Source organism: Pannonibacter sp. SL95, assembly GCF_026672425.1.
GTDB lineage: Bacteria > Pseudomonadota > Alphaproteobacteria > Rhizobiales > Stappiaceae > Pannonibacter.
Map to the genome: position 1 here is coordinate 486844 of NZ_JAPPRC010000004.1, position 23883 is coordinate 510726.

Here is a 23883-nt window from a genome sequence, read left to right on the forward strand (position 1 = left end):
ATCAGGATTGGTTAAGTTTCCAGAACTCGTTTTCTCGTTTAGGTAAACGAAAGTTAAACATTTTAATTCGGATTCGATGATCCGAGTCTTTCTTGCGTCGCCGGAAGTGCTTTTAGGCGCTTAGGCTGGTGTTTGCCTTGTTTTTGCCGGATTCCCGCTGCGTCACAAAATGGCCCAATTGAGGGGGCACCTGCGCCCAGTGACGAGGCGCTGAACCAGCAATGGTGTATCAGAGGAGACAGCGCCGCTATAGATGGAGGACGGTCCGATAGCTTCCGGTTTTTCGCGTACGGCGCTCAGCATTGGTCAGTCAGGTGGTCTTGCATTCATCTGTCTTGGACTTATCGCTAGTCTTGCACCCGCACAGGCGGGGCCAACCCAGTGCGGCATGGCATCGTGGTATGCGATGACGAGCCGGACAGCGAGTGGAGAGCGCGCCAATCCGAACATGATGACGGCCGCACACCGCAATCTTCCCTTTGGTAGTGTTGTAACAGTTGTTAATCTGGATAACGGCAAGACCGTGAAGGTCCGGATCAATGACCGTGGCCCCTTCGTCAAGTCCCGCGTCATTGATGTTACCCGGCAAGCCGCTAAAGAGCTTGGATTTCTGGGCCGTGGAGTGGCTCGCGTGAAGGTGATTGGCCCGAACGGGGAAGTCTCTGCCAAGCCGGGACGCTGTTAACCAATATTTCGCGACAACAGAACGCAGGGTTATTTTCGACCTGTCTGCGCATTTATCGTGAAACGAATATAAAAATCAGTGATGACAAGCCCCGTGGCAACGGTTAGAGTTCGCCACCGTGGTCGATGGGGCCATGTGCACAAAACTTTGGCCGCGCTGGCGTGTAATCGCTGCGCGGCCTTTTTTATGGGCTCCCCTCTGGCGGTTTCCAGGCAATCAGCCCGGCCAGAAACTCTGCGGCGCTTTTGCGCGTTTCCGTTCGGGCTGTCTCGCCCATCTTCTCCCATGTTGCATAAACTGTTCCGAGCCTCGGGTTTCCGCGAAGCTTGTCGGCGTTGCGGTCGAGAAAGTCCCAGTAAAGGGCGTTGAACGGGCAGGCGTCTCGGCCCGTTCGCTGCTTCACGTCATAGCGGCAGCTTCCGCAATAATCGGACATCTTGTTGATGTAGTTGCCGCCGCCCGCATAGGGTTTCGAGCCGAGCAGCCCGCCATCTGCAAACTGGCTCATGCCAAGCGTGTTGGGCGCCTCCACCCACTCGAAGGCATCTGCATAGACGGCCAGGTACCATTCATGCACCTGCGCCGGATCAATGCCGGCCAGCATGGCGAAGTTGCCTGTCACCATCAGGCGCTGGATGTGGTGGGCATAGGCCTCGTCCCGTGTCTGGCCGATGGCCTCTCGCAGGCAGCTCATGTCCGTCTGGCCGGTCCAGTAGAAGTCCGGAAGTGGGCGCCTGGCTTGCAATTCGTTGACCGAGGTATAGCCCGGCATCTTCAGCCAATAGATGCCACGGACATATTCTCGCCAGCCAATGATCTGGCGGATGAACCCCTCTGCAGCGTTGAGCGGAACTCGTCCGGCGCGGTACTCCGCCTCCACCGTCCGGCAAACGGTCAAGGGGTCCAGCAGCCCGACATTGAGATAGGGCGAGATCACCGAATGATACAGCCAGGGCTCCCCGCGCAGCATGGCGTCCTGATAGTCGCCGAACCTGGGCAGCGCGACGGAAACGAAAGTCGCAAACACCTGTTCTGCCTCCGCCGTCGTGACCGCGAACCGGAACGGTTCCAGCCGGCCGAAATGCCCGGCAAACCGGGCATCGACCAGTTCCATAACCTCTCGCGTCAGGGCGTCGGGTTGCGGCTGGTAGGGCCGGGGCATGAACAGATCCGCCTTCGCCGGCTTGCGGTTTTCGGCGTCGTAGTTCCATTGCCCGCCTTCCGGCTCGTCGCCGGCCATCAGCAGTCCGGTCTTGCGCCGCATCTCGCGGTAGAAATACTCCATGCGCAGCTGCTTGCGGCCGCGCGCCCAGGCGCCGAACTCGGCAACCGAACACAGGAACCGGTCGTCCGTCAGAAGGTCCAGCGAGATGCTGAATGCCTCGGGCCATGCGCGGGCTGCCTCCAGCACCCGCCATTCGCCGGGCTCAGTGAGGACAACACGCCGGACCCCGTGCCTTGCAACCGCGCGCCTAAGTTCGCCGGTAAAGCTGCCACTGTTTGCAGGATCATCGAGCCGGACATAATCGACGGTCCAGCCCTCAGCCCTGAGGTCTTCAGCAAAATGGCGCATCGCCGAGAAAATGAAGGCGATCTTCTTCTTGTGGTGGCGGACATAGGTTGCCTCCTCAGCCACCTCGACCATCAGAACCACATCACGCGCTGGGTCGGCACGCCGCAAGGCAGACAGCCCGCGCGAGAGCTGATCGCCGAGAACAAAAATGAGGGCCGGGTCCTTCCCCTGGCCACTGTCATCGGTCTTTTCGTCAGTCATCATGCGGGCGCCTGAGGCTGGCCGGTTGCGAGTGCAATTTCATCAAAGCTGGGAACCGGCCTTGTGTCGGAAACTGCGCGAAAACACGGAATGAACACTGGCCAGCAGCCCGATTGCGCCGGACATGCAATGATCCTGATTGCCTTACGCTGGCGGGACATCGCTGTATCACCGATCCGCCCAATTTTTTTGAAAGGCGGCGGCAAACCCCGCCATATGACTGGGGATGGCTCCGCCACCTGCTGGCAGGCCGTCAGAAAACCCGTTGCCGATCCTGGATCATTCCTGTATCAGACCAGAGTACGGCAGGCCGCCACGGTCCAAAGCCGAATGCACCCGTAGCTCAGCTGGATAGAGCGCTGCCCTCCGAAGGCAGAGGCCAGGGGTTCGAATCCCTTCGGGTGCGCCATTTTTTCAACGACCTAGACAAGACCAGACGTTGGCCCGGCAGTGCTGGGCAGGTGCTGTATCGTTTTGCCGCATGACGCAGTTTCCGCCAGCTGATTGGCCTGACCACTGCAGATATCCTGCTTGCCGAGCTGGAGTCTGTCGTTCAGAACAACAGGGCCCGTCTTGACGAGGTGATTGCCAGAGCCACCCGGCACGATGGCGTGCCCTAGCGAGCCAGCGGACATGTTTGCGTTCATTCATTCCAGTGACCTGCACCTTGGCAAGCGCTTCGGCAGTTTCTCTGGCGATCTGCCGGGTCGCCTGCGCGAGGCACGGCATGATGTCATCGGCCGGCTCGCCGACCATGCACGGGCGCAAGGAGTAGCGACCGTCCTGCTGGCCGGCGATACGTTCGACACCGAAACGCCGGCCCCGGAGGTCCGCCGCCAGGCACTGACCGCGATGGCGCAGCACGCCGGGATCCGCTGGGTCATCCTGCCGGGCAATCACGATTCGCTGCAGGCAAGCCAGCTCTGGGCGACTGTTCGATCCGAGGCGCCGGAAAATGTCATCCTCGCGCTGGAGCCGCACGTGATCGAGCTGGCGGCTGATGTCATGCTGCTGCCAGCCCCTTGCACGACGCGCCGGGCCGGACGAGACCTGACCGACTGGATGAACGGCGCGGCCACGCCTGAGGGCGCACTGCGGCTGGGTCTGGCCCATGGCGCTATCCAGGGCTTTTCCGAGGAGGCCGTTGCTGCTGATATCATCGCCCCGGATCGAGCGATGCATGCGGGCCTTGCCTATCTGGCCCTTGGCGACTGGCACGGCGCCATCGAGGTCAACGCGCGCACCCGCTACAGCGGCACACCGGAGCCGGACCGGTTCAAGCATGACCAGCCGGGCGAGGCGTTGCTGGTCCGTATTGCTGGCACGGCCGCCCTGCCCGAAGTGACCGCGCTGCCGACTGCTCGCTTTTCCTGGCGCACCCTGCCACTGCACCTGCATGACGGCGATGATCCGGCTGAGGCGCTGGCACGCTTGCTGCCCGAGATGCACAGTCGCAGGCAAACTCTGGCACGGGTGATCGCGACCGGCCGCAGCCGCCTTCCCGCACGTACCGCGCTCGCCGGGGCCATTGCCCATTCCGCGCCGGATTTCGCCTTTCTGGAGCTGGATGACACCGGCCTTGCCACGGAATGCGACGTGACGGACCTTGATCAGATCGATCGCGCTGGCTCCCTGCGTGAGGCGGCGGAAGCCTTGCTGCTGGAAGCTGGCAATGAAGCGCTCTCGGCCGGGGACCGGGAGATCGCACGGGCGGCGCTGGCCCGGCTTTATTCCTACGCGCAGGCGGTTGCGTCATGAAGATCCTGGCTCTTCGCCTGTTCAACGTGCGGCGGTTCGCCGGCCGCGGCGTCGCCATCGAGGGGATCGCGGACGGCGTCAACGTTCTCAGTGCCCCCAATGAGTTTGGCAAGTCGACCAGCTTCGAAGCCTTGCACGCCTTGTTCTTCCAGCCGCATGGCAGCGTTGGCGGCGAGGTCAAGAAGCTGCGCCCCTACAGCGGCGGCAATCCGCTGATCGAGGCGGACATTGCCCTGGGCACCGGCCAGTTCCGGATTGCCAAGCAGTATCTGGGCGGACGCTTTGCCAAGGTGACGGATCTGCAGACCGGGCGCCTGGTGGCGCAGGCGGACGAAGCGGAGAACTTCATTGCTGGTCTGGTGACGGGCGGGACGTCCGGGCCCGCCGGCCTGCTCTGGGTCCGCCAGGGCCTCACGGGTCTGGAAAAACGCGGCAAGACCGAGGAAGAGGGCGAGCGCGAGCTGCGCCGTTCGCTGTTGGAGTCCGTGCAGGGCGAAGTCGAGGCGGTGACTGGGGGGCGCCGCATGGCTGCCATCCTGGCGGCAACGCAGGAGGCGCTGTCGGAGCTTGTGACTGCCACTGGTCGCCCCAAGGCAGGCGGGCGCTATCATGCGGCCATTGAAGACCGCGACCGGCTGGCCGGGCAGGAACAGCGCCTAGCCGGCGAGGTTGCCACTCTGCAGCAGCAGCTGGAGCAACGCGCAAAGGCGGCGAGGCGGCTTGCCGAACTGGACTCTCCGGGCGAGCGGCAGGAGCGGCGCAAGGCCGTGGAGGCGGCGCAGGCGGCGTTTGATGCGGCCAAGGCGCAGACGGACAGGCTGACGGCGGCTGAAGCCGAGTTGAAGCTCGCCCGTGACCGCCGTGACGCTGCGGAGCGTGATTTCCAGATGTTCCGATCCGCCCTGGACCGGGCGGCGGACCTGCGCGGCAAGCTGCAGGCGGCCGAGGAACGCCGCCGGAATGCCATTGACAGCCGCCGTGAGGCCGACGAGGCAATCGGCAGGGCAATTGCCGAAACCGAGGCGGCGGAGGCCGGTGAGCAGATCGCCCGCAATCTTCTGTCCCGGCTGGATGCGGCGCTGCGCGCCCGCGAGGCGTCCGCACGCCTGGCCGAGGTCAAGGATCAGCTCGCACAGGCAGAAGCCGCGCGTCTGTCTCTCGAGCAGGGCGAAGCACAGCTGGCGCTGCTCAAGGTTTCCCCTCGCGCCATCGACGAACTGCAGGCGCTTGAACTCGAGATTGCCAAGCTGCGGGCCGTCAAGGAAGCGGCGCTTGCGTCCGTTATCGTCAGGTACGAGCCTGCCGCCGCCGTCCGGATTTCGATGAATGGCGAAGCGCTGCCGGAGGCTGAAGAGCGCACCTATGATGGTCAGACCCTGTTGTCCGTTCCCGGGATAGGAACGCTCACGCTGCGGTCAAACCACCCCGATACGGGTGATGATCGCCTTCACAAGGCCCTTGAAAAGCGAAAGGCCCTGCTCGCTGACCTAAAGGCAGAAGACCTTGCCGCCGCCCGCGCGCGGCAGGTTCAGGCGCAGCGGCTTGAAGCCGAGCTTGGAGAGCTGCGCGGGCGCTTGTCACAGCTTGCGCCACAGGGCTTGCCGAAGCTGCGCGAAGACGTTGCCGCGCGCGCCGCAGCTGCGGTCGATGGGCCCGACCTGAAAGAGGATCCGGACCAGGTCCGGGCCGTCTTTGCATCCTCGCAAGAGCGGCTCAAGCACGCCCGCCTGTCCCAACGGGAGACAGAACCGCGACGTGCGCGCGCCAATGACGCCTTTGTCGAGGCCGAGACAGCACTGGCGGCGCTGCGGGCTGAACAGACCCATGTCACGTCGATCCTCGGGCCGGAGAACGCACGCAGCCTGCGAGAACAGGATCTCAGAACGGGGCTGGACGAGCGGATGCGTATCCTGGCGGATGCGGAAGCCCATGCCGCGCGGCTGCGTGCCACGATCCTCGACCTCGACAATGCTGAAGCCAGTCTGAGACGGGCAAGGTCAGCCGAAGATGCGGCGACGCTCGAGGCAAATCAGCTTCGTGAAGCTATTGCCGGCCTCAATGCCGAGATCCGGACGCGGTCTGACGAGGCAGTGGAGGAAAAGTGGCGCGAGACGGGAGAGGCTCTCGCTGCCGCTTCCGCGCGCCTGTCGGCCTTCGAGAAGGAAGTGGCCGTCTTGCAGCGATTGCAGGCAGCGCTTGAGACGGCCCGTTCCGATGCGCGGGATCTGTATCTCAAACCGGTTCTCGGCGAACTCACACCGCTTCTTGGGCTGCTCTTTGATGACGTTTCGATCAGTTTTGACGACAAGTCGCTGTTGCCGCAGGTCATCCGGCGCAACGGACTGGACGAGGATATCGAACGCCTCAGTGGCGGCATGCGGGAGCAGCTGTCGATCCTGACGCGGCTCGCCTTCGCGCGAATGCTGGCCCGGGATGGACGGCCAGCGCCGGTGATCCTCGACGACGCCCTTGTCTATTCCGATGATGACCGGATCGAAAAGATGTTCGATGCGCTGCATCGCCAGTCCAAAGACCAGCAGATCATCGTTTTTTCCTGCCGTCAGCGTGCGTTCCAGCGGCTCGGCGGCAACGTCCTGCGGATGTCCGACTGGCAGCCCTAGGTGATTTCGGCGGGCTCGGGCTCGGGGTGAGTGCAGAGTGACGGGCCTTCGAAAATGCTTGAACGGAAGCGTCAGTCGGGGCTCACCCGCGTCATCAGGATGAGAAACAGCCTGACGGCCTGGGCGGCCCATACCTGACAGGTCTCTTGTGAGGGCTGCGCAATGCCGCCGTGCATGCGCCGGATTTGCCGATCTCCGATCAATAGGGCAATGAAGCACTCCGCTGCTTCGCTTGCGCTCGCAAAGGCAGGAGGTAAAGGCTCTCTTCCGAGGCGGCTTTCAAGGAAGGGCAACACGCTGTCGCGCCCATGCCGACGCAGAGCCTCTGCAAGCTGACCCGAAGCGTCCGCAGCGGCGGCACGGTTCAGCAGGATCGCCCTGTCCGACAGGATAGTCTGAAGCAAGACAGATCCAAAGCCCATGAGGTCGTCGCCAAGACTGCCGCCCTCGATCGACGTCTGAAGCCTCTCCACCGCACCAGCACGGTTGGCTTCGATCATGGCGGCGAAGAGCCCGAGCTTGTCGCCGTACCATTGATAGAGGGTTTCGTTCGACGCGCGCGCCTGCTTTGCGATCTCCAGCATTGAGGTACTCGAGAATCCTCGTTCTGCCAGAACCTTGTAGGCGATGTCCTCGATCTCTCTGCGGCGTGTCTGCTTGCGGTCATCCGACATGCGATTCTCCAGACTTGACGTGAACCGTACACATCGATACGGATAAGGGCAAGCGTACACAGATATACGGTTGTTGCCATGGAGCTGTCGTTTACCCTTAACGGCGAACAGCGCAAGGTTGCGCTCGCGGATCCCGAGATGCCCTTGGTCTTTGTCCTGCGCGACATCCTGGGGCTCACCGGCACAAAATACTCCTGCCTCCAGGGGATGTGCGGAGCCTGCACGGTGCATGTGGACGGACAAGCCGCCCGGTCGTGCCAGATAATGGCCCATGAAGTTGCGGGCGCGTCTGTCACGACGATTGAAGGTTTGTCGGAGGATGGGTCGCATCCGGTGCAGCGGGCGTGGGTCGAAGTTCAGGTGGCCCAATGCGGTTGGTGTCAGCCGGGACAGATCATGCAAGCTGCAAGCCTGCTTTCAAGCAATCACCACCCCAGCGAAAGGGAGATCCGCGATGCGATGGGCGGCAACATCTGTCGCTGCGGATCGGGTCCAAGAATCCTGCGGGCTGTCGCAAAAGCGGCAAATCTGTCCAGGGAGACGCCGAAATGACCAATCGACGCAAGCTCTCCCGTCGCGCGTTTCTCGCCTTGTGCGGAACGGGGGCGGTCGTCGTGGGTGGCGGGATGACCGCTTGGGCATTGCAGGCTGAGGCGCCGTTTTCTGGCAAGGCGCTCAATGCCTTTGTGGCAATCACGGCGGGAGGGGACATCGAGATCATCTGTCCGGCGCAGGATCTTGGTCAGGGCGCTCCTCTGGCGTTGGCAATGATCGTGGCAGAGGAGATTGGAGCCGACCTGTCGAAAGTTCGTATCCTGCCAGCACCGCGCGATGCTGCACGCTACGGAAATCCTGAATTCAGCGGCCGTATGGTCACTGCGGATTCAAAAACCACTCTCGGCTACTGGTCGCTCCTGCGTCAGGCCGGCGCAGAGGCCCGTCTGGCACTTATCGAGACCGCTGCAAGCCAAAGCGGCTGGTTGCCAGACGATTGCCGCGCCCAAGAGCACTCGGTCTGGCACATGCCAACGAATACCAAGCTCGGCTTCGCGCAGATCATCGCCGCCGGACACCTGCTGGTGCCTGGCGCGACGGTCGAAGACCACAAGCCGGCAGATCAATTCACGTTGCTTGGAACCAGCCCGCAGCGTCCTGACGCCCTCGACATCGTTACAGGGCGCAAGCGGTTTGGTACCGATCAGCGCCCAGTTGGCGCCGATCTTGCCGTCCTGCGTCGCAGCCCGCATCTGGGCGGAAAAATCGTTTCCTTCGATGACAGCAAGACACGCGCCGTGGGCGGCGTTACCGGTGTTTGTGTTCTCAGGGATCAATCGGCCATCGCTGTAATCGGACGCGATACCTGGTCGGCGATCAGGGGAGCGAAGGCTCTCGAGGTCGTATGGTCTCCGGCCTCCGCGTTCGACAGCGAAAGCGAACGGACAGCCCTCGAGGCCGCCCTGGATGAGAGCGAAACCGAGGCCGTAATTCTTCGCGGGAGCGGTCAACGTCCGGCCCCGGACACTGCCTCAAGGTTCTACGCACCAAGCCTGACCCATGTCCTGCCCGAACCGCTCAATGCCAGTGCCGAGGCGCAGTCGATTGGCTTGGGTGTTGCCGTGCAAAGCGCGACCCAATCCCTGGACCTGGACATGCGCTACGCTGCCCAGACATGGAAAACCGCTCCGTTCTTGGTCGAAACGCGCGGGACTCCATCCGGCGGTGCCTATGGCAGGCGGGTCCTGAACGACACGGTTCGAGAAGCGGCCGAAATTGCCAAGACCCTCGGCCGGCCGGTTCAGGTTATCCGCCCGCAACTGGACGAGATGACAAGAGGACAGGTTCGCCCGGCCGCCGTACAGCGGCTGTCAGCGCAGCTCGACGCACGGGGCGACCTGAAGAACTGGCGGCATGAAATCGCCTCTGATGGAACGCTCACCACTCATCTGCCTTCGTCACTCAAGGGAAGCAATGGCACCGAGGACAACACGGCGACTGATGGTGCCTATCACCCCTACATCTGCGCGGACCAGGAGGTTCGTTGGGTCCGCGTTGCCTCCCTGCCGACACCGGGATTCCTGCGTGGAGTATCGGCCAGCTACACGGTCTGGGCGATCGAGGTCACGCTGGAACGGCTCTTACGTTCCGCAGGGCAGGACCCGCTTGCCTGGCGTCTGCGCCATATTGAGGACGCTCGATTGGCGGCGGTTCTACAGCGCGTTGCGGACATGTCCGGCTGGGGCGACCAAGGGCGTTCCCTCGGATTGGCTGCCATGATCTTCCGGGGAACCCGGGTCGCGTCGGTGGTAGAGGTCACGGGGACAAAGGTCCATCACGTCTGGATTGCCCTCGACGCCGGTCAAGTCATCCATCACGACCAGCTTGTGGCGCAAGTTGAGGGCGGTGCCGTCTGGGGGCTGTCTCAGGCACTCCGTGAAGGATTGAAGTACCGCGAAGGTGCTGCGGATCTTGCCTCGCTGGCGGACTATCCGATGCTTGGCAATGGCGAATTGCCGACCATCGAGGTGTCATTGATCGAGCAAGCAGGCCAAACACCAGGCGGGGCTGGCGAAGTCGGCGTGCCGACGACGGTGGCAGCGACTTGCAACGCGATGGAGGCAGCTACGGGCCGGCGTTTTGATGCCTTGCCGCTGGACCTACGACACCTCCAGCAAGTCGGCATTTTGTGCAATGAACACACATGATCTTGTCATGAGGCCGCCAATTCGCACGGAGACGCAAAGCCGCGGGCGCTTGCAACGGGCAGGATGTCCGTTTCTGGACATGCGGCCATCCGTTTAGCCCAACAGTCCGATCGGCCCTTGCAGCAGGATCCTCGCACGCTGCAGCGATGGAAATCCGTGCCGCCCGACTGTCATGATTTGGACTTGTCATCCGGATGAGCTAAAGCAGATGCACCTTCCCGCTTTGGCTCGCTAGTCCCGGAACCCGTCTGCAATGACCGCGCTGTCCTTCATCGAGCCTGTCGAGCTCGTCATCTTCGATTGCGATGGCGTGCTGATCGACAGCGAGCTGATCAGCGCGGAGATCCTTCTCGGGGCGCTGGAACGGCTTGGCATTGCGGTCGACTTCGCGCATTTCACCCGCCATTTCCTGGGACGCAGCTTTCCTCGCGTCGCCCAGTCGATCCGGGAGGCCTTCGGCGTGGCCTTGCCGGCGGACTTCGAGACCTCGTACCGACGCGACCTTCTTGCCGCCTTCGAGACGCGCCTCGCCCGGGTTTCCGGTATTGGCGACGTCCTCGACCAACTGGCAGTCCGCCGCTGCGTCGCGACCTCCAGCAGCCCGGAACGCGCGGCAAGGTCGCTGGCCATCACCGGTCTTGCCCCGTTGTTCCCCGGCGCGGTCTTCACCGCGTCTGAAGTGGCGAACGGCAAGCCGGCGCCAGACCTGTTCCTGCATGCGGCGTCCCGCATGGGCGTTGATCCGGCGCGCTGCCTGGTCATCGAAGACAGCTTGCCGGGACTGACCGCTGCCCGCGCTGCCGGTATGCCTGTCCTGCATTTTACCGGTGGCAGCCACTACCGTGACGGACATGATCCCTTGCCGGACGACCTGGCGGGTATTCCGCAATTGACCGAATGGCGGCTATTCTTCCACCTCTGCCCGGCGCTGGCCGGCAGCAGCACCGGGGCGAACATCGGGGAGACCGACTGAGATGGCCGGAAAAGGCGACACAGAAACCACGCGCCTTGACGATGCCGCCCGTGCGGGCTGGCTCTACTACGTCGCCGGCAACACCCAGGACGAGATCGCCCGCAAGCTTGGCGTCTCGCGGCAGTCAGCCCAACGGCTTGTTTCTCTGGCCGTCAGCGAGAAGCTGGTGAAGGTCCGGCTCGATCACCCGATCGCCCATTGCATGGAACTCAGCCATCGGCTTGTCGACCGGTTCGGCTTGCGCACCTGCGAGGTCGTCCCGAGTGATCCGGACCAGCCCTCATCCACGGTGGGCCTTGCCCAGGCGGGTGCGGCGGAGATGGAGCGGCACTTCAAGTCCAACCATCCGAAGATCATCACCATCGGCACGGGCCGGTCGCTGCGCGCCTGTGTCGAACAATTGCCGCAGATGGATTGTCCGCAGCACCGCATCGTCTCGCGTCTTGGCAACATGAACTCGGACGGCTCGGCCTCGGCCTACAACGTCATCATCCGCCTCGCCGACCGGGTCAACGCCCGGCACTATCCGATGCCCCTGCCGGTGTTCTCCCGTTCCGTCGAGGAGCGCAGCCTGCTGCATAATCTCGAGCCCGTCCGCAACATTCTGGAGCTGGCGCGGCAGGCCGATGTTACCTTCGTCGGTGTCGGCAACATTGGCGAGACGGCACCTCTGTTCGTGGACGGTTTCGTCACGCGGGACGAGATCCGCGCCTTGCAGCGGGCCGGCGGCGTGGGCGAGATCACCAGCTGGGTCTATGACCGCCATGGCGCCCTCATCGACGGGCTGACCAACGACCGTGTCGCCAGCGCGCCGCTCGGCCCGGCGACCACGGCCAGCGTGGTTGGCATCGCCGCAGGCGAGGCAAAAGTCGCGGCCATTCGCGGGGCGATGACAGGTCGGCTGATCAACAGCCTGATTACCAATGAACACACCGCAGAGCTATTGCTCAACGACTGAGCAAAATTTCAGATAAAGTTTTCCTTTTTTGGCAGAGCGTTACCGCTATGCAGCAAAGAATTGCTGCGTTCCGGAGAAGGGCTGCCATTGACTCCCGCATGTCGTTATGTGAATTTTTGCCCGCTAACATAGCATTTGCTCATTAGAGCATCGGGAGGAGCCCAATGAACCGTTTCGTTCGCGCCTTGCTTGGCGCGTCCGCGCTGTCCCTCGTCGCCATGCCCGCGCTTGCGGAAAAGCTGACCATCGCCACCGTGAACAACGGTGACATGATCCGCATGCAGAAGCTGACCGAGGACTTCACGAAGAAGAACCCCGGCATCGAGCTGGAGTGGGTCACGCTGGAAGAAAACGTCCTGCGCCAGAAGGTGACGACCGACATCGCCACCAAGGGTGGCCAGTTCGACGTCATGACCATCGGAACCTATGAAGTGCCGATCTGGGGCAAGCAGGGCTGGCTGGTGTCGCTGAATGACCTGCCCGCATCCTATGACGTCGATGACCTGCTGCCGGCAATCCGCGGCGGCCTGACCGTCGACGGCACTCTCTACGCCGCGCCGTTCTACGGCGAGAGCTCCATGGTCATGTACCGCAAGGACCTGATGGAGAAGGCCGGTCTCACCATGCCGGACGCCCCGACCTGGGAGTTCATCGGCAAGGCAGCCCGCGCCATGACCGACAAGGAAAAGGAAGTCTACGGCATCTGCCTGCGTGGCAAGGCAGGCTGGGGCGAGAACATGGCCTTCCTGTCGGCAACGGCCAACTCCTTCGGCGCCAAGTGGTTCGACATGGACTGGAAGCCCCAGTTCAACGGCGAAGCCTGGAAGAACGCGCTCACCTTCTATCTCGACCTGATGAAGGACGCCGGCCCTCCGGGAGCCTCGTCGAACGGCTTTAACGAGAACCTTGCGCTGTTCCAGTCCGGCAAGTGCGGCATGTGGATCGATGCCACGGTCGCAGCCTCCTTCGTCACCAACCCGAAGGATTCCAGCGTAGCCGACAAGGTCGGCTTCGCGCTGGCGCCGGATACGGGTCTCGGCAAGCGTGGCAACTGGTTGTGGGCCTGGAGCCTCGCCATCCCGGCCGGGTCGCAGAAGGTGGAAGCTGCCAAGAAGTTCGTCGACTGGGCAACCTCGAAGGACTACCTCGCACTCGTTGCCGAGAACGAAGGCTGGGCCAACGTTCCCCCCGGCACCCGCAAGTCCCTCTATGCAAATCCGGAATATGCCAAGGTTCCGTTCGCCAAGATGACGCTGGACAGCATCAACTCGGCTGACCCGAACAACCCGGCGGTGGACAAGGTCCCGTACGTCGGTGTCCAGTTCGTGGCCATCCCTGAGTTCCAGGGCATCGCTACCGCGGTCGGTCAGCAGTTTTCTGCAGCCCTCGCCGGCACGGCAACAGCCGAACAGGCGCTTGCCAATGCCCAGCAGCTGACTGAACGTGCCATGCAGAAGGCTGGCTACATCAAGTAAGCCCTGCAGTCCCGGGGTCGGCCAGGTCGGCTCCGGGACATGCTGCCCGCAAGAGTGGCGTCAGCCCCAATCTGTCCAGACCGATCCGGTGTCCCATGTCGACCGCCCATTCACGCGCCGCCGCCAAGGCGATGATTTCGCCGGCCGTCCTCCTGCTCCTGTGCTGGATGATCGTGCCTCTGTCGATGACGGTCTACTTCTCGTTGCTCAGCTACAACCTGCTGATGCCGGGCATGGAAGAATGGATCGGCCTGACCAACTATGAGTTCTTCCTTACCGATCCGGCCTTCTTCACCGCCTTGAGCAACACATTGCTGCTCGTCGGCGGGGTGCTTCTGATCACCGTCGTTGGCGGCATTCTGCTGGCGCTTCTGCTGGACCAGCCGTTTTTTGGCCAGGGCATCGTCCGCATCCTGGTGATTGCGCCGTTCTTCGTCATGCCGACGGTGTCGGCACTGGTGTGGAAGAACATGTTCATGAATCCGGTGAACGGCCTGTTTGCCTATCTCGCCAAGTTTCTCGGCTTGGCCCCCTTCGATTTTCTCGCCCATGCCCCGCTTCTGTCGATCATTCTGATCGTGGCCTGGGGCTGGCTGCCGTTCGCGACGCTGATCCTTCTGACCGCGTTGCAGTCGCTCAATCCTGAAGAGCTGGAAGCCGCCGAGATGGATGGTGCCGGCAGTCTCAGCCGCTTCTTCTATATCGTCCTGCCGCATCTCGCCCGCGCCGTCACGGTTGTGGTGCTGATCCAGACGATCTTCCTGCTGTCCGTCTTCGCCGAGATCCTGGTTACCACCAACGGCGGACCCGGCACGGCGTCTACCAACATCACCTACCTCGTCTACGCCCAGTCGCTCTTGCAGTTTGATGTGGGCGGTGGTTCCGCCGGCGGCATCGTCGCCGTCGTCCTTGCCAACATCGTTGCCTTCTTCCTGATGCGGATGATCGGCAAGAACCTGGAGGCATGACATGGCCCGCGCCGTATCCACTCGCCGCAAGCTTGCCGTGACCCTCATCGCCTGGGGCATCGGCATCGCCATCTTCTTCCCGATCCTCTGGACCATCCTGACCAGCTTCAAGACGGAAGCCGAGGCCGTGGCAATGCCGCCCTCGTTCCTGTTCTTCGACTGGACCCTGGAGAACTACCATGAGGTTCAGGAGCGCTCGAACTACTTCCGGCACTTCCTGAATTCGGTGATCATCTCCGTCGGCTCGACGCTGGTTGGACTGGTGATCGCAATTCCCGCTGCTTGGTCCATGGCTTTCGTGCCGGGCAAGCGGACGAAGGACGTGCTGATGTGGATGCTGTCGACCAAGATGCTTCCACCGGTCGGCGTGCTGATCCCGATCTATCTGCTGTTCCGGGACTTCGGTCTGCTGGACACCCGCATTGGTCTGGTGATCGTCCTGACCCTGATCAACCTGCCGATCATCGTCTGGATGCTCTACACCTACTTCAAGGAGATCCCGTCCGAGATCCTCGAGGCAGCCCGGATGGATGGGGCCGGACTCCGGCAAGAGATCCTGTATGTCCTGACGCCGATGGCGGTTCCAGGCATCGCCTCGACCCTGTTGCTGAACATCATTCTCGCCTGGAACGAGGCGTTCTGGACGCTGAACCTGACGGCCGCCGAAGCAGCGCCGCTCACCGCCTTCATCGCCAGCTATTCGAGCCCGGAAGGTCTCTTCTACGCCAAGCTGTCGGCGGCCTCGACGCTCGCCATCGCTCCGATCCTCATCCTTGGCTGGTTCAGCCAGAAGCAACTCGTCCGCGGCCTGACGTTCGGCGCCGTGAAGTAGGACAGATCCATGGGACAGATTTCACTCACACAGGTGACCAAGAGCTTCGGTGCCACGGAAGTGATCCCGCCGCTCGACCTGGAGATCAACGACGGCGAGTTCGTCGTCTTCGTCGGCCCCTCCGGCTGCGGCAAGTCCACCTTGCTGCGCCTCATCGCCGGGCTTGAGGATGTCTCCAGTGGCGCGATCCGCATCGACGGGATCAACGCGACGCAGCTGCCGCCGGCCCGCCGCGGCCTTGCGATGGTGTTCCAGTCCTATGCGCTTTATCCGCACATGTCGGTGCGCAAGAACATCGCCTTTCCGCTGAAAATGGCAGGCTTGCCGGAAGATGAGCGCAACCGGAAGGTCGAGGCGGCGGCCAAGGTGCTGAACCTCACCCCCTACCTTGAGCGCAAGCCCGGCCAGCTGTCGGGTGGCCAGCGCCAGCGCGTCGCCATTGGCCGCGCCATCGTGCGCGAGCCGAAGGCGTTCCTATTCGACGAACCACTGTCGAACCTCGATGCCGCCCTGCGCGTCAACATGCGCCTCGAAATCTCGGAGCTGCACCAGAGCCTGAAGACGACCATGGTCTACGTGACCCATGACCAGGTCGAAGCCATGACCATGGCCGACAAGATCGTCGTGCTGCAGGCTGGACGCATCGAACAGGTCGGTTCGCCGCTGGACCTCTACCGGGCACCGGCCAACCAGTTCGTCGCCGGGTTCATCGGTTCGCCGCGCATGAATTTTCTCACCGGTCCCGATGCGGATGCCCTGGGCGCCGCAACCATCGGCGTGCGTCCGGAACACCTCAGCCTCTCGACGACCGAAGGCCGCTGGAAGGGCAGGGTCGGCGTTGCCGAGCATCTTGGTTCGGACACCTTCCTGCATGTGCACATCGACACCGGCCACAACATGACCGTTCGCCTGACAGGTGAGGCAGCGCTCAAGGCGGGGGACACCGTCTATCTCTCGGCCGATCCGCAGCGCATTCACCGCTTCAACGCCAACGGCCTCGCCATCGCATAGGACATGGAAATGGGACGCTTGAAGGGAAAATCCGCCCTCATCACCGGAGCCGCGCGCGGCATCGGCCGGGCCTTTGCCGAGGCTTATCTTGGCGAAGGCGCGCGGGTTGCCATTGCAGACATTGACATCGCCCGCGCCAGACAGACGGCTGCGGAACTGGGCGAAGGGGCGATCGCGGCCGCACTCGACGTCACCTCGCAGGACTCGATCGAGACCTGCGTCGCGGAGGTGGATGCGGCCTTCGGGGGCATCGACATCCTCGTCAACAACGCGGCCCTGTTCGATCTTGCCCCGCTCACCGAGATTTCGCGCCAGAGCTATGACCGGCTGTTCGCGATCAATGTCGGCGGTACGCTGTTCATGATGCAGGCCGTCGCCCGCGTCATGATCAAGCGTGAGCGTGGCGGCAAGATCATCAACATGGCGAGTCAGGCAGGGCGCCGCGGTGAAGCGCTTGTCGCGGTTTATTGCGCGACCAAGGCCGCCGTGATCAGCCTGACCCAGTCGGCCGGGCTCAACCTGATTTCCCATGGCATCAACGTCAACGCCATCGCCCCCGGCGTGGTCGACGGCGAGCACTGGGATGGCGTGGATGCCCTCTTCGCCAAATATGAAAACCGCCCCATCGGTGAAAAGAAGAAGCTGGTTGGCGAGGCCGTGCCCTTCGGGCGCATGGGCACCGCCGCAGACCTGACCGGAATGGCAATCTTTCTCGCCTCCCGCGAGAGCGACTACGTCGTGGCGCAGACTTACAACGTCGACGGCGGCAACTGGATGAGCTGAGCATGTCCATCAGACTGAATGACAGCGCGCTGGCCGCCCTCCCGGCCGGCGTGAACGGCCCCGGCTATGCCCGGGCATCCCTTTCGGCAGGCATCCTGCACATCGGTGTCGGCAACTTTCACCGCGCCCATCAGGCGGTCTATCTGGATCGTCTGTTCGCGATGGGCCTCGACCATGACTGGGCCATCATAGGTGCCGGCGTGAAGCCCTATGATGCGGCCATGCGCGAGAAGCTGGTGGCCCAGGACTGCCTGACCACTGTTGTCGAACTGGATCCGAAGGGCCTGAATGCCCGCGTCACCGGCGCGATGATCGACTTTCTTGCCGTTGACCCTGAAGCCCTTATCGAGGCGCTGGCACGGCCGGAAATCCGCATCGTCTCGCTGACCGTCACCGAGGGTGGTTACTTCGTCGATGCCCGCACGGGTGGCTTTGACCGGAGCCATCCGGAGATCCTTGCCGACATCGCCAATCCGGGCGCACCCCGAACCGTCTTCGGCCTCCTGATTGCCGGCCTCCGCCGCCGCCGGGCGGCAGGTGTTGCTCCGTTCACCGTCATGTCCTGCGACAACCTGCCGGAGAACGGGGCCGTGACCCGTCGCACGGTCCTGGGTCTCGCCGAAGCGCTGGATGCGGACCTGGCCAGCTGGATCGCCACCACGGTTGCCTTCCCGAATGGCATGGTCGATTGCATCACGCCTGCGACGTCTGACCGGGAGCGTGCCCTGGTGAAGGAGCAGTTCGGCCTGGACGATGCCGTGCCGGTCGCGTGCGAGCCGTTCCGCCAATGGGTGCTGGAAGACCACTTCCCCTCCGGCCGCCCGGCGCTCGAGAAGGTCGGCGTCGAATTCGTCGAGGACGTTGCACTCTACGAATTGATGAAGCTGCGCATTCTCAACGGCGGTCATGCAGCGATTGCCTATCCCGCCGGCCTTCTTGGCATCCACTACGTGCATGACGCGATGGCCCATCCGCTCATCCGCGCGTATCTGCACAAGCTGGAGACCGAGGAAATCATCCCCACGCTCGCGCCGATCCGGGGCGTCAACTTTGCCGACTATCTGACCCTGATCGAGGACCGGTTCTCCAACGCTGCCGTTGGCGACACGATCCCGAGGCTTTGCCTGGACGGATCCAACCGGCAACCGAAGTTCATCCTGCCGACGCTGTCTGATCGCCTGTTCGGGGCCAAGAGCATCACAGGTCTGGCGCTGGAACTGGCTCTCTGGTGCCGCTACTGCGCCGCGACAACGGACGCCGGCGAGGTGATCCGGATTGCGGACGAACGCGCTGACAGCCTGACTGCCGCAGCAATGGCCGCCCGAGAAAAGCCATCTGCCTTCCTGGCGCAGCATGACATTTTCGGACGCCTCGGCGAGGACACGCGACTGCAGGGCGCGTTTGCCGCCGCCCTGTCCTCGCTCTGGCACAAAGGCACCGAAGCAACTCTCGAAGCCTATATCGCGGGCACTCTTGGAGCCTGAGTGATTCTGGCATCTGATTGCTGTTGTGGCCGGTCCGCGCGGTGTGCGGGCCGGTCTTTTTTATTGAACTGCGGCAAGCTCGCGTCCGGCGGCGATCAGTTCCAGGCCAGTCCTGTCATTCAGAAAGATCCTGTTGGCGCCTTCAAAGCTGACGAGACCCTCACGCCGGAAGCGGTTGAGGTATCGGCTGACGGTCTCGAGCGTCAGGCCAAGCCAGTCGGCGAGATCCATGCGCGTCAGGTGCAGCTGGAAGCCATCGCCGGTCTCGTTCGAAAACTGACCGGCAAGATCGATCAGCGCGGTCGCGATGCGCTCGCCCGCCGTCTTGCGCCCGAGCAAGGTCGCATGCGCCTGGGCCCTGCGAAGCATCTGGCGGATCGACTGGTTGATCTCCGCATCCAGCGAACGGCGGACGGCGGTAACCAGTTCGACCTGCGTTTCACACAAGGCTTCTGCGCCACACTGATGAAGGTCGGAAATACCCCGGCCGAACAGCCGTCCTGGCCCAAGGATGTCGACGATCTGGCGCCGCCCATCCGGCAGGAGCTGGAACAGCGCGATGCAGCCTTGGAGGATGCGGAATGTCTCGCTGCGGTCGATGCCGGGCAGGAACAGTTTGGTTCGCGGCGGAATCGTTGCGATCCGGTTTTCAGTCTGGTTGCAGGTGCGGATCAGTCCGTCGAGGGGCACGACCGCGGTGCCGCTGAGCGGCTTTGATGTGGCAAGCATGGTGGTCATCCGGCTGGGTCAGCACGGCAAAATTGGCACGTGCGGACGCTGGCAATCAGTGGCCGGCAGAAACCGGTCACGGCTCAGGCAGGAATCCCGAAGGGAGGCGCGCGTGGCGGGGCATCATCCGCAATTCGCTGGCTCGCGGTCGGCCCGTCGACTGGCGGCCACAGCGGTGCGGCCGCGAAACTCAGCCGCTCCCCGTTCAGATCGACAGGAGCGGGCAAAAGCACCGCGTTGCCGATGCGGCAGGCGGCACATTCTGAAACCGCAACGTGCTTGACCGTGCCGCTTCCGTCATCTGCAAGTGTCAGGCAGAGAACGGGGATCGTCCCGTCTGGCAGTGTGTACTGCGCCAGGTCCGCCTGCGGAATGCCGCGCGCCTGAGTGACCGGCGGATGATGGACGAAACTGAGGGCAAAGACGGCCAATGCGCAAAAAATGCGCAGACAAGCAGCGATGGCTGTCAGCGGTCGCGTCATCAATCTGGCCCCTTCAGGATCTAGATACCTGACCCTGAAGGGTAAAACCATGCGACGCTTTGGCCCCGTCAGAGCCTGTTCTTCAGTCCGTCAGCGCGGCCAGGCCCTTCGACATGCGTGACAGACCAGGCACCAGCGGGAACAGCGCTGCCTGCACCGAATGATAGATGTCCGGCTTGCCCTTGAACTGGGTCATCGCCAGGCTGTCGTCGGCAGCCAGCTCGGGGAACCAGCCACCGCGCGCGTGGTCGATGAGATGCGCCTCGGCAAAGCGCCACAGCCGGGCGTACCACACGTGATCCGACGGCTGCGGATCGAGCTTCATCAGCGTGGCAATGGCCCCGATCGCCTCGGTCACCGGCCACCAGTAACGGTTCGGATTGTCGACCGAGCCGTCGAACTTCAGCGTGTAGGCGAAACCGCCGCGCGCCTCATTCCAGGCGTCCGCCAGCGCCTGCTCGATCAGGCGCCTTGCGCTCGCGGCCATGTCGCCGGCCGGACGTCCCGCCAGATCCCAGTACTGCAGCAACAGCCGTCCGAGCTCGAAGGAATGCCCCGGCGTCGTGCCGGCCGGGCGGAACATCGGATTGCCGGCATAGGCCGCATCAACGCTCCAGTCGGCCTTGTAATGTTCCGGCAGCCGCCAGCCATGGGCAGGGGCGATGCGACCGACGAAGAAGTCGAGGATCCGGCCGGCCCGGGTCAGGAACAGCTGGTCGCCCGTCGCCTCGAAGGCCGTCAGCATGGCCTCGATGCCGTGCATGTTGGCGTTCATGCCGCGGTAAGTCGAAAACGGCGTCCAGTCGCGGTTGTATTCATCGCAGAGAAGACCGTTGTCCTCTTCCCAGAATTGACGGTCGATGATCGCCATGACGTCATCGATCAGCCGCCGCGCATCAGGATGGCCGGCGTCGAGGGCACTGGCCCCTGCCAGCAGCACGAAGACGTGGCCATAAGCCAGCTTCCGCCCATCGACCACGCCCGTGTCGTCCAGCGCCCAGACATAGCCGCCATGGTTTGCGTCGCGATGATGCGACCAAAGATAGCTCATGCCCTGGTCGATGACGTCATCCGAGGTCACGAGCCCGGCCTGCTTGCCAAGCGCATAGGAATGAACCAGACGCGTCGTCGTATGCAGCTCCTGCGGCTCGTCGCGCAGCGGGTGACCCTCATAGTCAAGCGTCCAGAACCCTTCCCCGGATCGCAAGCTGGCATCGAAGAAGGCGAACTGCCGGGCGGCCTCACGGCGCAGGAAAGCGCGATGAACAGGATCATTCAGCCAGTCGGTCTCGCGGTCGGCGCTGGCGTGGGGAATGCGGTCGGTCATGCTGTCAGAACTCCGGGCCGGGCGTTGGGCCGTCTCATGGCGAAATCAGAAGGGGGCGCGTGTCGTGGTATCGCCGGGCGTTTCTGCGGGATCCGGCGGAACTTGCAGGAATTGCAGCGCTTCCGCCGGTTCGCCGGCGATGCGGCGCAGGATGAAATGGCCCATGTGCTCCCCCGCTTCCGTCAGGTCCTCGTAGATGCTGGCGACGCGCGGGCGGACATGGCTGAAGAGTGTCGAAGTCTGCTTGACCACAATATGAAAGTCGCGGCCTGGCACGAGCCCGCTGTCGACCGCCGCCGCGATTGCGGCCAGCCCCGAAACCTCGCCTGCGCAAACAAGCCCATCGGGTGCACCTGGCAGCCCAAGCCTTGCCAACAGCCGCGCCTCGATCTGCTCGCCCGGGCTGTCGAGCGTGATGTCGGTCAGGATCTCATGCGCCACGCCATGCTCGCGCACCGCCGACATGAAGCCGTGCAGCTGATGGTTGGCGAAGGTGAAGCGGCGCGGCGGCAGCAGGATGGCCGGTCGCACGCTTCCGGCTGCGATCAGGCGCTCCGTTGCCTGCCGCGCAAAGGCGTAATTGTCATAGTCGACAAAGGGATGCGGCGTGGCAAGTTCGGAGCGGCCATGGCTGATGAATGGAAAGCCCATCTCCAGCAGATAGCGGATGCGGGCATCATCGGGCTCGGTCCGCGAGAAGATGACGCCGTCGGCCAGATGGTTGCGCACAATGCGGCTGACCTGCTCCATCGGCTCGCTGTCGGCGAAATCCGGCATCACCACGAGATGATAGGGCGTGCCCCGCAAGGCCGCCGTAATGCCGCGGATGATCGAGGTGCCAAAGCCGAGGATTTCATCGTGGGGATTGAGGATCAGGCTGATGACATTGGTCTTGCCGGTTCGCAATCGCTGCGCGGCCCGGTCCGGCGCATAGCCAACTTCATCTGCCAGCTTGCGAACCTTCTCGCGCGTGTCCTGCGCGATGTGTGGATCATCTGCCAGCGCGCGCGACACCGTCGTGACCGCCAGTCCAGACATCTGGGCAATGGTTCGCAGGGTGGGCCGTTGGCTGGCCTGCCGCTTGTTCATCTGTCTTCCACTTCCTGCCTCATAGGCGTCTGCGCAGTCTGCTATGAAACGTTTTAATTTCCAAGGCGGGAAACAATTATTTTTATCAAGGATGAAATAACGAAATAAATCAATAGTATGTTGTTTATCAAGGCGAAAATGGCCTGTTGCAATCCCCCTTGACAGACCCCCAATTTGTAACGTTACAAATACGGTCACCGGGAAGCCGGACTTGGGAGGAAATCAACATGCTGAAGAAATTTGCCGCTGGCGTTGCGCTCATGGCGCTTGTTGCCGGATCCGCACACGCTGCCGAAGAGGTCGAGGTTCTGCACTGGTGGACCTCTGGCGGCGAAGCTGCTGCCCTGAATGTTCTGAAGGACAATCTCTCCGGCCAGGGCGTTGGCTGGAAGGACATGCCGGTTGCCGGCGGATCTGGCGTCCAGGCCATGACCGCGCTGCGTGCCCGCGTCACCGCCGGCGACGCACCGACCGCCGTGCAGATGCTCGGCTTCGACATCAAGGACTGGTCGGCCATGGGCGTGCTCGGCGACCTCAACGAGCTGGCCCAGAAGGAAAACTGGGACATGGTCGTCCCCGCCGCCCTGCAGGAATTCTCCAAGCATGACGGCAAGTGGATCGCCGCTCCGGTGAACGTCCACTCGACCAATTGGCTCTGGATCAACAAGGCCGCCTTCGACAAGGCCGGTGGCAAGGCCCCTGAGTCCTTCGACGATCTGCTCAAGATGCTGGACGCCTTCAAGGCGCAGGGCATCGTGCCGCTCGCTCACGGCGGCCAGCCCTGGCAGGACGGTACCCTGTGGGAGGCCGTCGTCCTGTCGCTCGGCGGCATGGAATTTTACCAGAAGGCCGTTGTCGAGGCTGATCCGGCTGCGCTCGGCGGCGACAAGATGAAGGAAGTCTTCGAGGCGATGAGCAAGCTGCGCGCTTACTTCGACCCGAACTTCTCAGGCCGCGACTGGAACCTGTCCTCGGCCATGGTCATCGAAGGCAAGGCTGGCGCCCAGCAGATGGGTGACTGGGCCAAGGGCGAGTTCCTGCGCGCTGGCCAGAAGCCGGGCGCTGACTTCGTCTGCATCCGCTTCCCGGGAACTCAGGGCACCGTCCTGTTTAACTCCGACCAGTTCGTGATGTTTGACATTGGCAGCGGCGACAAGCGCAATGCCCAGCTGAAGATGGCAGCCGCCGTCATGGACCCGGCGTTCCAGTCGTCCTTCAACGTGGTCAAGGGCTCGGTCCCGGCCCGCGTTGACGTCGCCGACACCGCCTTCGACGATTGCGGCAAGAAGGGCATGCAGGATCTGGCCGATGCCAGCAAGACCGGCAACCTCGCCGGTTCGCTCGCCCATGGCCACGCCCAGCCGTCCGGCGTGAAGAGCGCGATCTTCGACGTGGTCACCCAGCACCTCAACGGCCAGATCACCACGGATGAAGCCGTGAAGCGTCTGCCGGAAGCTGTGGCTGCGGCCAAGTAAGCGAGACGATGGCAAGGCGGCGGGATCCCCGCCGCCCATCGGGAGGCGTGACCGGCAGCTTGCGCGTGCCGGCACGCCTTTCG

At 63.1% G+C, this 23883-nt stretch carries 20 protein-coding genes and 1 tRNA gene; 15 read left to right on the plus strand and 6 right to left on the minus strand.

The window, feature by feature from the left end; translation table 11 throughout:
* Positions 1–253: 253 nt before the first annotated feature.
* Positions 254–685, plus strand: coding sequence for a septal ring lytic transglycosylase RlpA family protein (locus OVA12_RS12775; RefSeq protein ID WP_268137859.1), 432 nt, complete (start codon positions 254–256; stop codon positions 683–685).
* Between the two features lie 184 nt (positions 686–869).
* Here OVA12_RS12775 and OVA12_RS12780 read toward each other — a convergent pair whose 3' ends face one another.
* The gene (locus OVA12_RS12780; protein WP_442793868.1) at positions 870–2462 is read right to left on the minus strand and encodes a cryptochrome/photolyase family protein; all 1593 of its coding nucleotides are present in this window, start codon (positions 2460–2462) and stop codon (positions 870–872) included.
* A 329-nt stretch (positions 2463–2791) separates the two neighbouring features.
* Between OVA12_RS12780 and OVA12_RS12785 the strand changes: the two genes are divergently transcribed.
* The 3 genes from OVA12_RS12785 (at position 2792) to OVA12_RS12795 (ending at position 6838) form a co-directional block, all read left to right on the plus strand.
* Positions 2792–2868 (plus strand) — tRNA-Arg (locus OVA12_RS12785).
* A gap of 224 nt (positions 2869–3092) precedes the next feature.
* Positions 3093–4217 (plus strand): metallophosphoesterase family protein, encoded by a 1125-nt coding sequence (locus OVA12_RS12790; RefSeq protein ID WP_268137861.1) that lies wholly within the window; start codon positions 3093–3095, stop codon positions 4215–4217.
* The gene (locus tag OVA12_RS12795) at positions 4214–6838 is read left to right on the plus strand and encodes an AAA family ATPase (protein WP_268137863.1); all 2625 of its coding nucleotides are present in this window, start codon (positions 4214–4216) and stop codon (positions 6836–6838) included. The genes OVA12_RS12790 and OVA12_RS12795 overlap by 4 nt, the downstream gene beginning before the upstream one ends.
* A gap of 71 nt (positions 6839–6909) precedes the next feature.
* On the opposite strand, the gene OVA12_RS12800 is transcribed toward OVA12_RS12795, so the two are convergent.
* The gene (locus OVA12_RS12800; protein WP_268137865.1) at positions 6910–7512 is read right to left on the minus strand and encodes a TetR/AcrR family transcriptional regulator; all 603 of its coding nucleotides are present in this window, start codon (positions 7510–7512) and stop codon (positions 6910–6912) included.
* A gap of 78 nt (positions 7513–7590) precedes the next feature.
* Here OVA12_RS12800 and OVA12_RS12805 point away from each other — a divergent pair, with 78 nt between their 5' ends.
* The 10 genes from OVA12_RS12805 to OVA12_RS12850 all read left to right on the plus strand — a co-directional run bounded on the left by OVA12_RS12805 (position 7591) and on the right by OVA12_RS12850 (position 18698).
* Positions 7591–8064 carry a (2Fe-2S)-binding protein gene (locus tag OVA12_RS12805; RefSeq protein ID WP_268137867.1) on the plus strand — a complete coding sequence of 158 codons (474 nt, stop codon included), beginning with the start codon at positions 7591–7593 and terminating at the stop codon, positions 8062–8064.
* On the plus strand, positions 8061–10214 hold the full coding sequence (locus OVA12_RS12810; RefSeq protein ID WP_268137870.1) for a xanthine dehydrogenase family protein molybdopterin-binding subunit: 2154 nt from the start codon (positions 8061–8063) through the stop codon (positions 10212–10214). The genes OVA12_RS12805 and OVA12_RS12810 overlap by 4 nt, the downstream gene beginning before the upstream one ends.
* 253 nt (positions 10215–10467) lie before the next feature.
* Positions 10468–11187, plus strand: a complete 720-nt coding sequence (locus OVA12_RS12815; RefSeq protein WP_268137872.1) for an HAD family hydrolase — start codon at positions 10468–10470, stop codon at positions 11185–11187.
* Between the two features lies 1 nt (position 11188).
* Complete coding sequence (locus OVA12_RS12820; protein ID WP_268137875.1) at positions 11189–12145, plus strand: sugar-binding transcriptional regulator; 957 nt, start codon at positions 11189–11191, stop codon at positions 12143–12145.
* A gap of 164 nt (positions 12146–12309) precedes the next feature.
* Positions 12310–13620: an ABC transporter substrate-binding protein gene (locus tag OVA12_RS12825; RefSeq protein WP_268137877.1), complete on the plus strand. Its 1311-nt coding sequence runs from the start codon at positions 12310–12312 to the stop codon at positions 13618–13620.
* A 95-nt stretch (positions 13621–13715) separates the two neighbouring features.
* Complete coding sequence (locus OVA12_RS12830) at positions 13716–14588, plus strand: carbohydrate ABC transporter permease (RefSeq protein WP_268137879.1); 873 nt, start codon at positions 13716–13718, stop codon at positions 14586–14588.
* A 1-nt stretch (position 14589) separates the two neighbouring features.
* On the plus strand, positions 14590–15420 hold the full coding sequence (locus OVA12_RS12835; RefSeq protein ID WP_268137882.1) for a carbohydrate ABC transporter permease: 831 nt from the start codon (positions 14590–14592) through the stop codon (positions 15418–15420).
* A 9-nt stretch (positions 15421–15429) separates the two neighbouring features.
* Entirely contained in the window at positions 15430–16431 is a 1002-nt protein-coding gene (locus tag OVA12_RS12840) for an ABC transporter ATP-binding protein (protein ID WP_268137884.1), read from the plus strand.
* Positions 16432–16440: 9 nt separating this feature from the next.
* Entirely contained in the window at positions 16441–17214 is a 774-nt protein-coding gene (locus OVA12_RS12845) for an L-iditol 2-dehydrogenase (protein WP_268137886.1), read from the plus strand.
* A gap of 2 nt (positions 17215–17216) precedes the next feature.
* Complete coding sequence (locus OVA12_RS12850) at positions 17217–18698, plus strand: mannitol dehydrogenase family protein (RefSeq protein WP_268137888.1); 1482 nt, start codon at positions 17217–17219, stop codon at positions 18696–18698.
* Between the two features lie 60 nt (positions 18699–18758).
* On the opposite strand, the gene OVA12_RS12855 is transcribed toward OVA12_RS12850, so the two are convergent.
* The 4 genes from OVA12_RS12855 to OVA12_RS12870 form a co-directional block, all read right to left on the minus strand.
* The gene (locus OVA12_RS12855) at positions 18759–19427 is read right to left on the minus strand and encodes a helix-turn-helix domain-containing protein (RefSeq protein ID WP_268137890.1); all 669 of its coding nucleotides are present in this window, start codon (positions 19425–19427) and stop codon (positions 18759–18761) included.
* 83 nt (positions 19428–19510) lie between these two features.
* The gene (locus OVA12_RS12860; protein WP_268137892.1) at positions 19511–19960 is read right to left on the minus strand and encodes a hypothetical protein; all 450 of its coding nucleotides are present in this window, start codon (positions 19958–19960) and stop codon (positions 19511–19513) included.
* Between the two features lie 31 nt (positions 19961–19991).
* Positions 19992–21236, minus strand: coding sequence for an AGE family epimerase/isomerase (locus OVA12_RS12865; RefSeq protein WP_268137894.1), 1245 nt, complete (start codon positions 21234–21236; stop codon positions 19992–19994).
* Between the two features lie 45 nt (positions 21237–21281).
* Positions 21282–22325, minus strand: a complete 1044-nt coding sequence (locus OVA12_RS12870) for a LacI family transcriptional regulator (RefSeq protein WP_268137896.1) — start codon at positions 22323–22325, stop codon at positions 21282–21284.
* Between the two features lie 227 nt (positions 22326–22552).
* Here OVA12_RS12870 and OVA12_RS12875 point away from each other — a divergent pair, with 227 nt between their 5' ends.
* On the plus strand, positions 22553–23800 hold the full coding sequence (locus OVA12_RS12875; protein ID WP_268137898.1) for an ABC transporter substrate-binding protein: 1248 nt from the start codon (positions 22553–22555) through the stop codon (positions 23798–23800).
* The last annotated feature ends 83 nt before the right edge of the window (positions 23801–23883 follow it).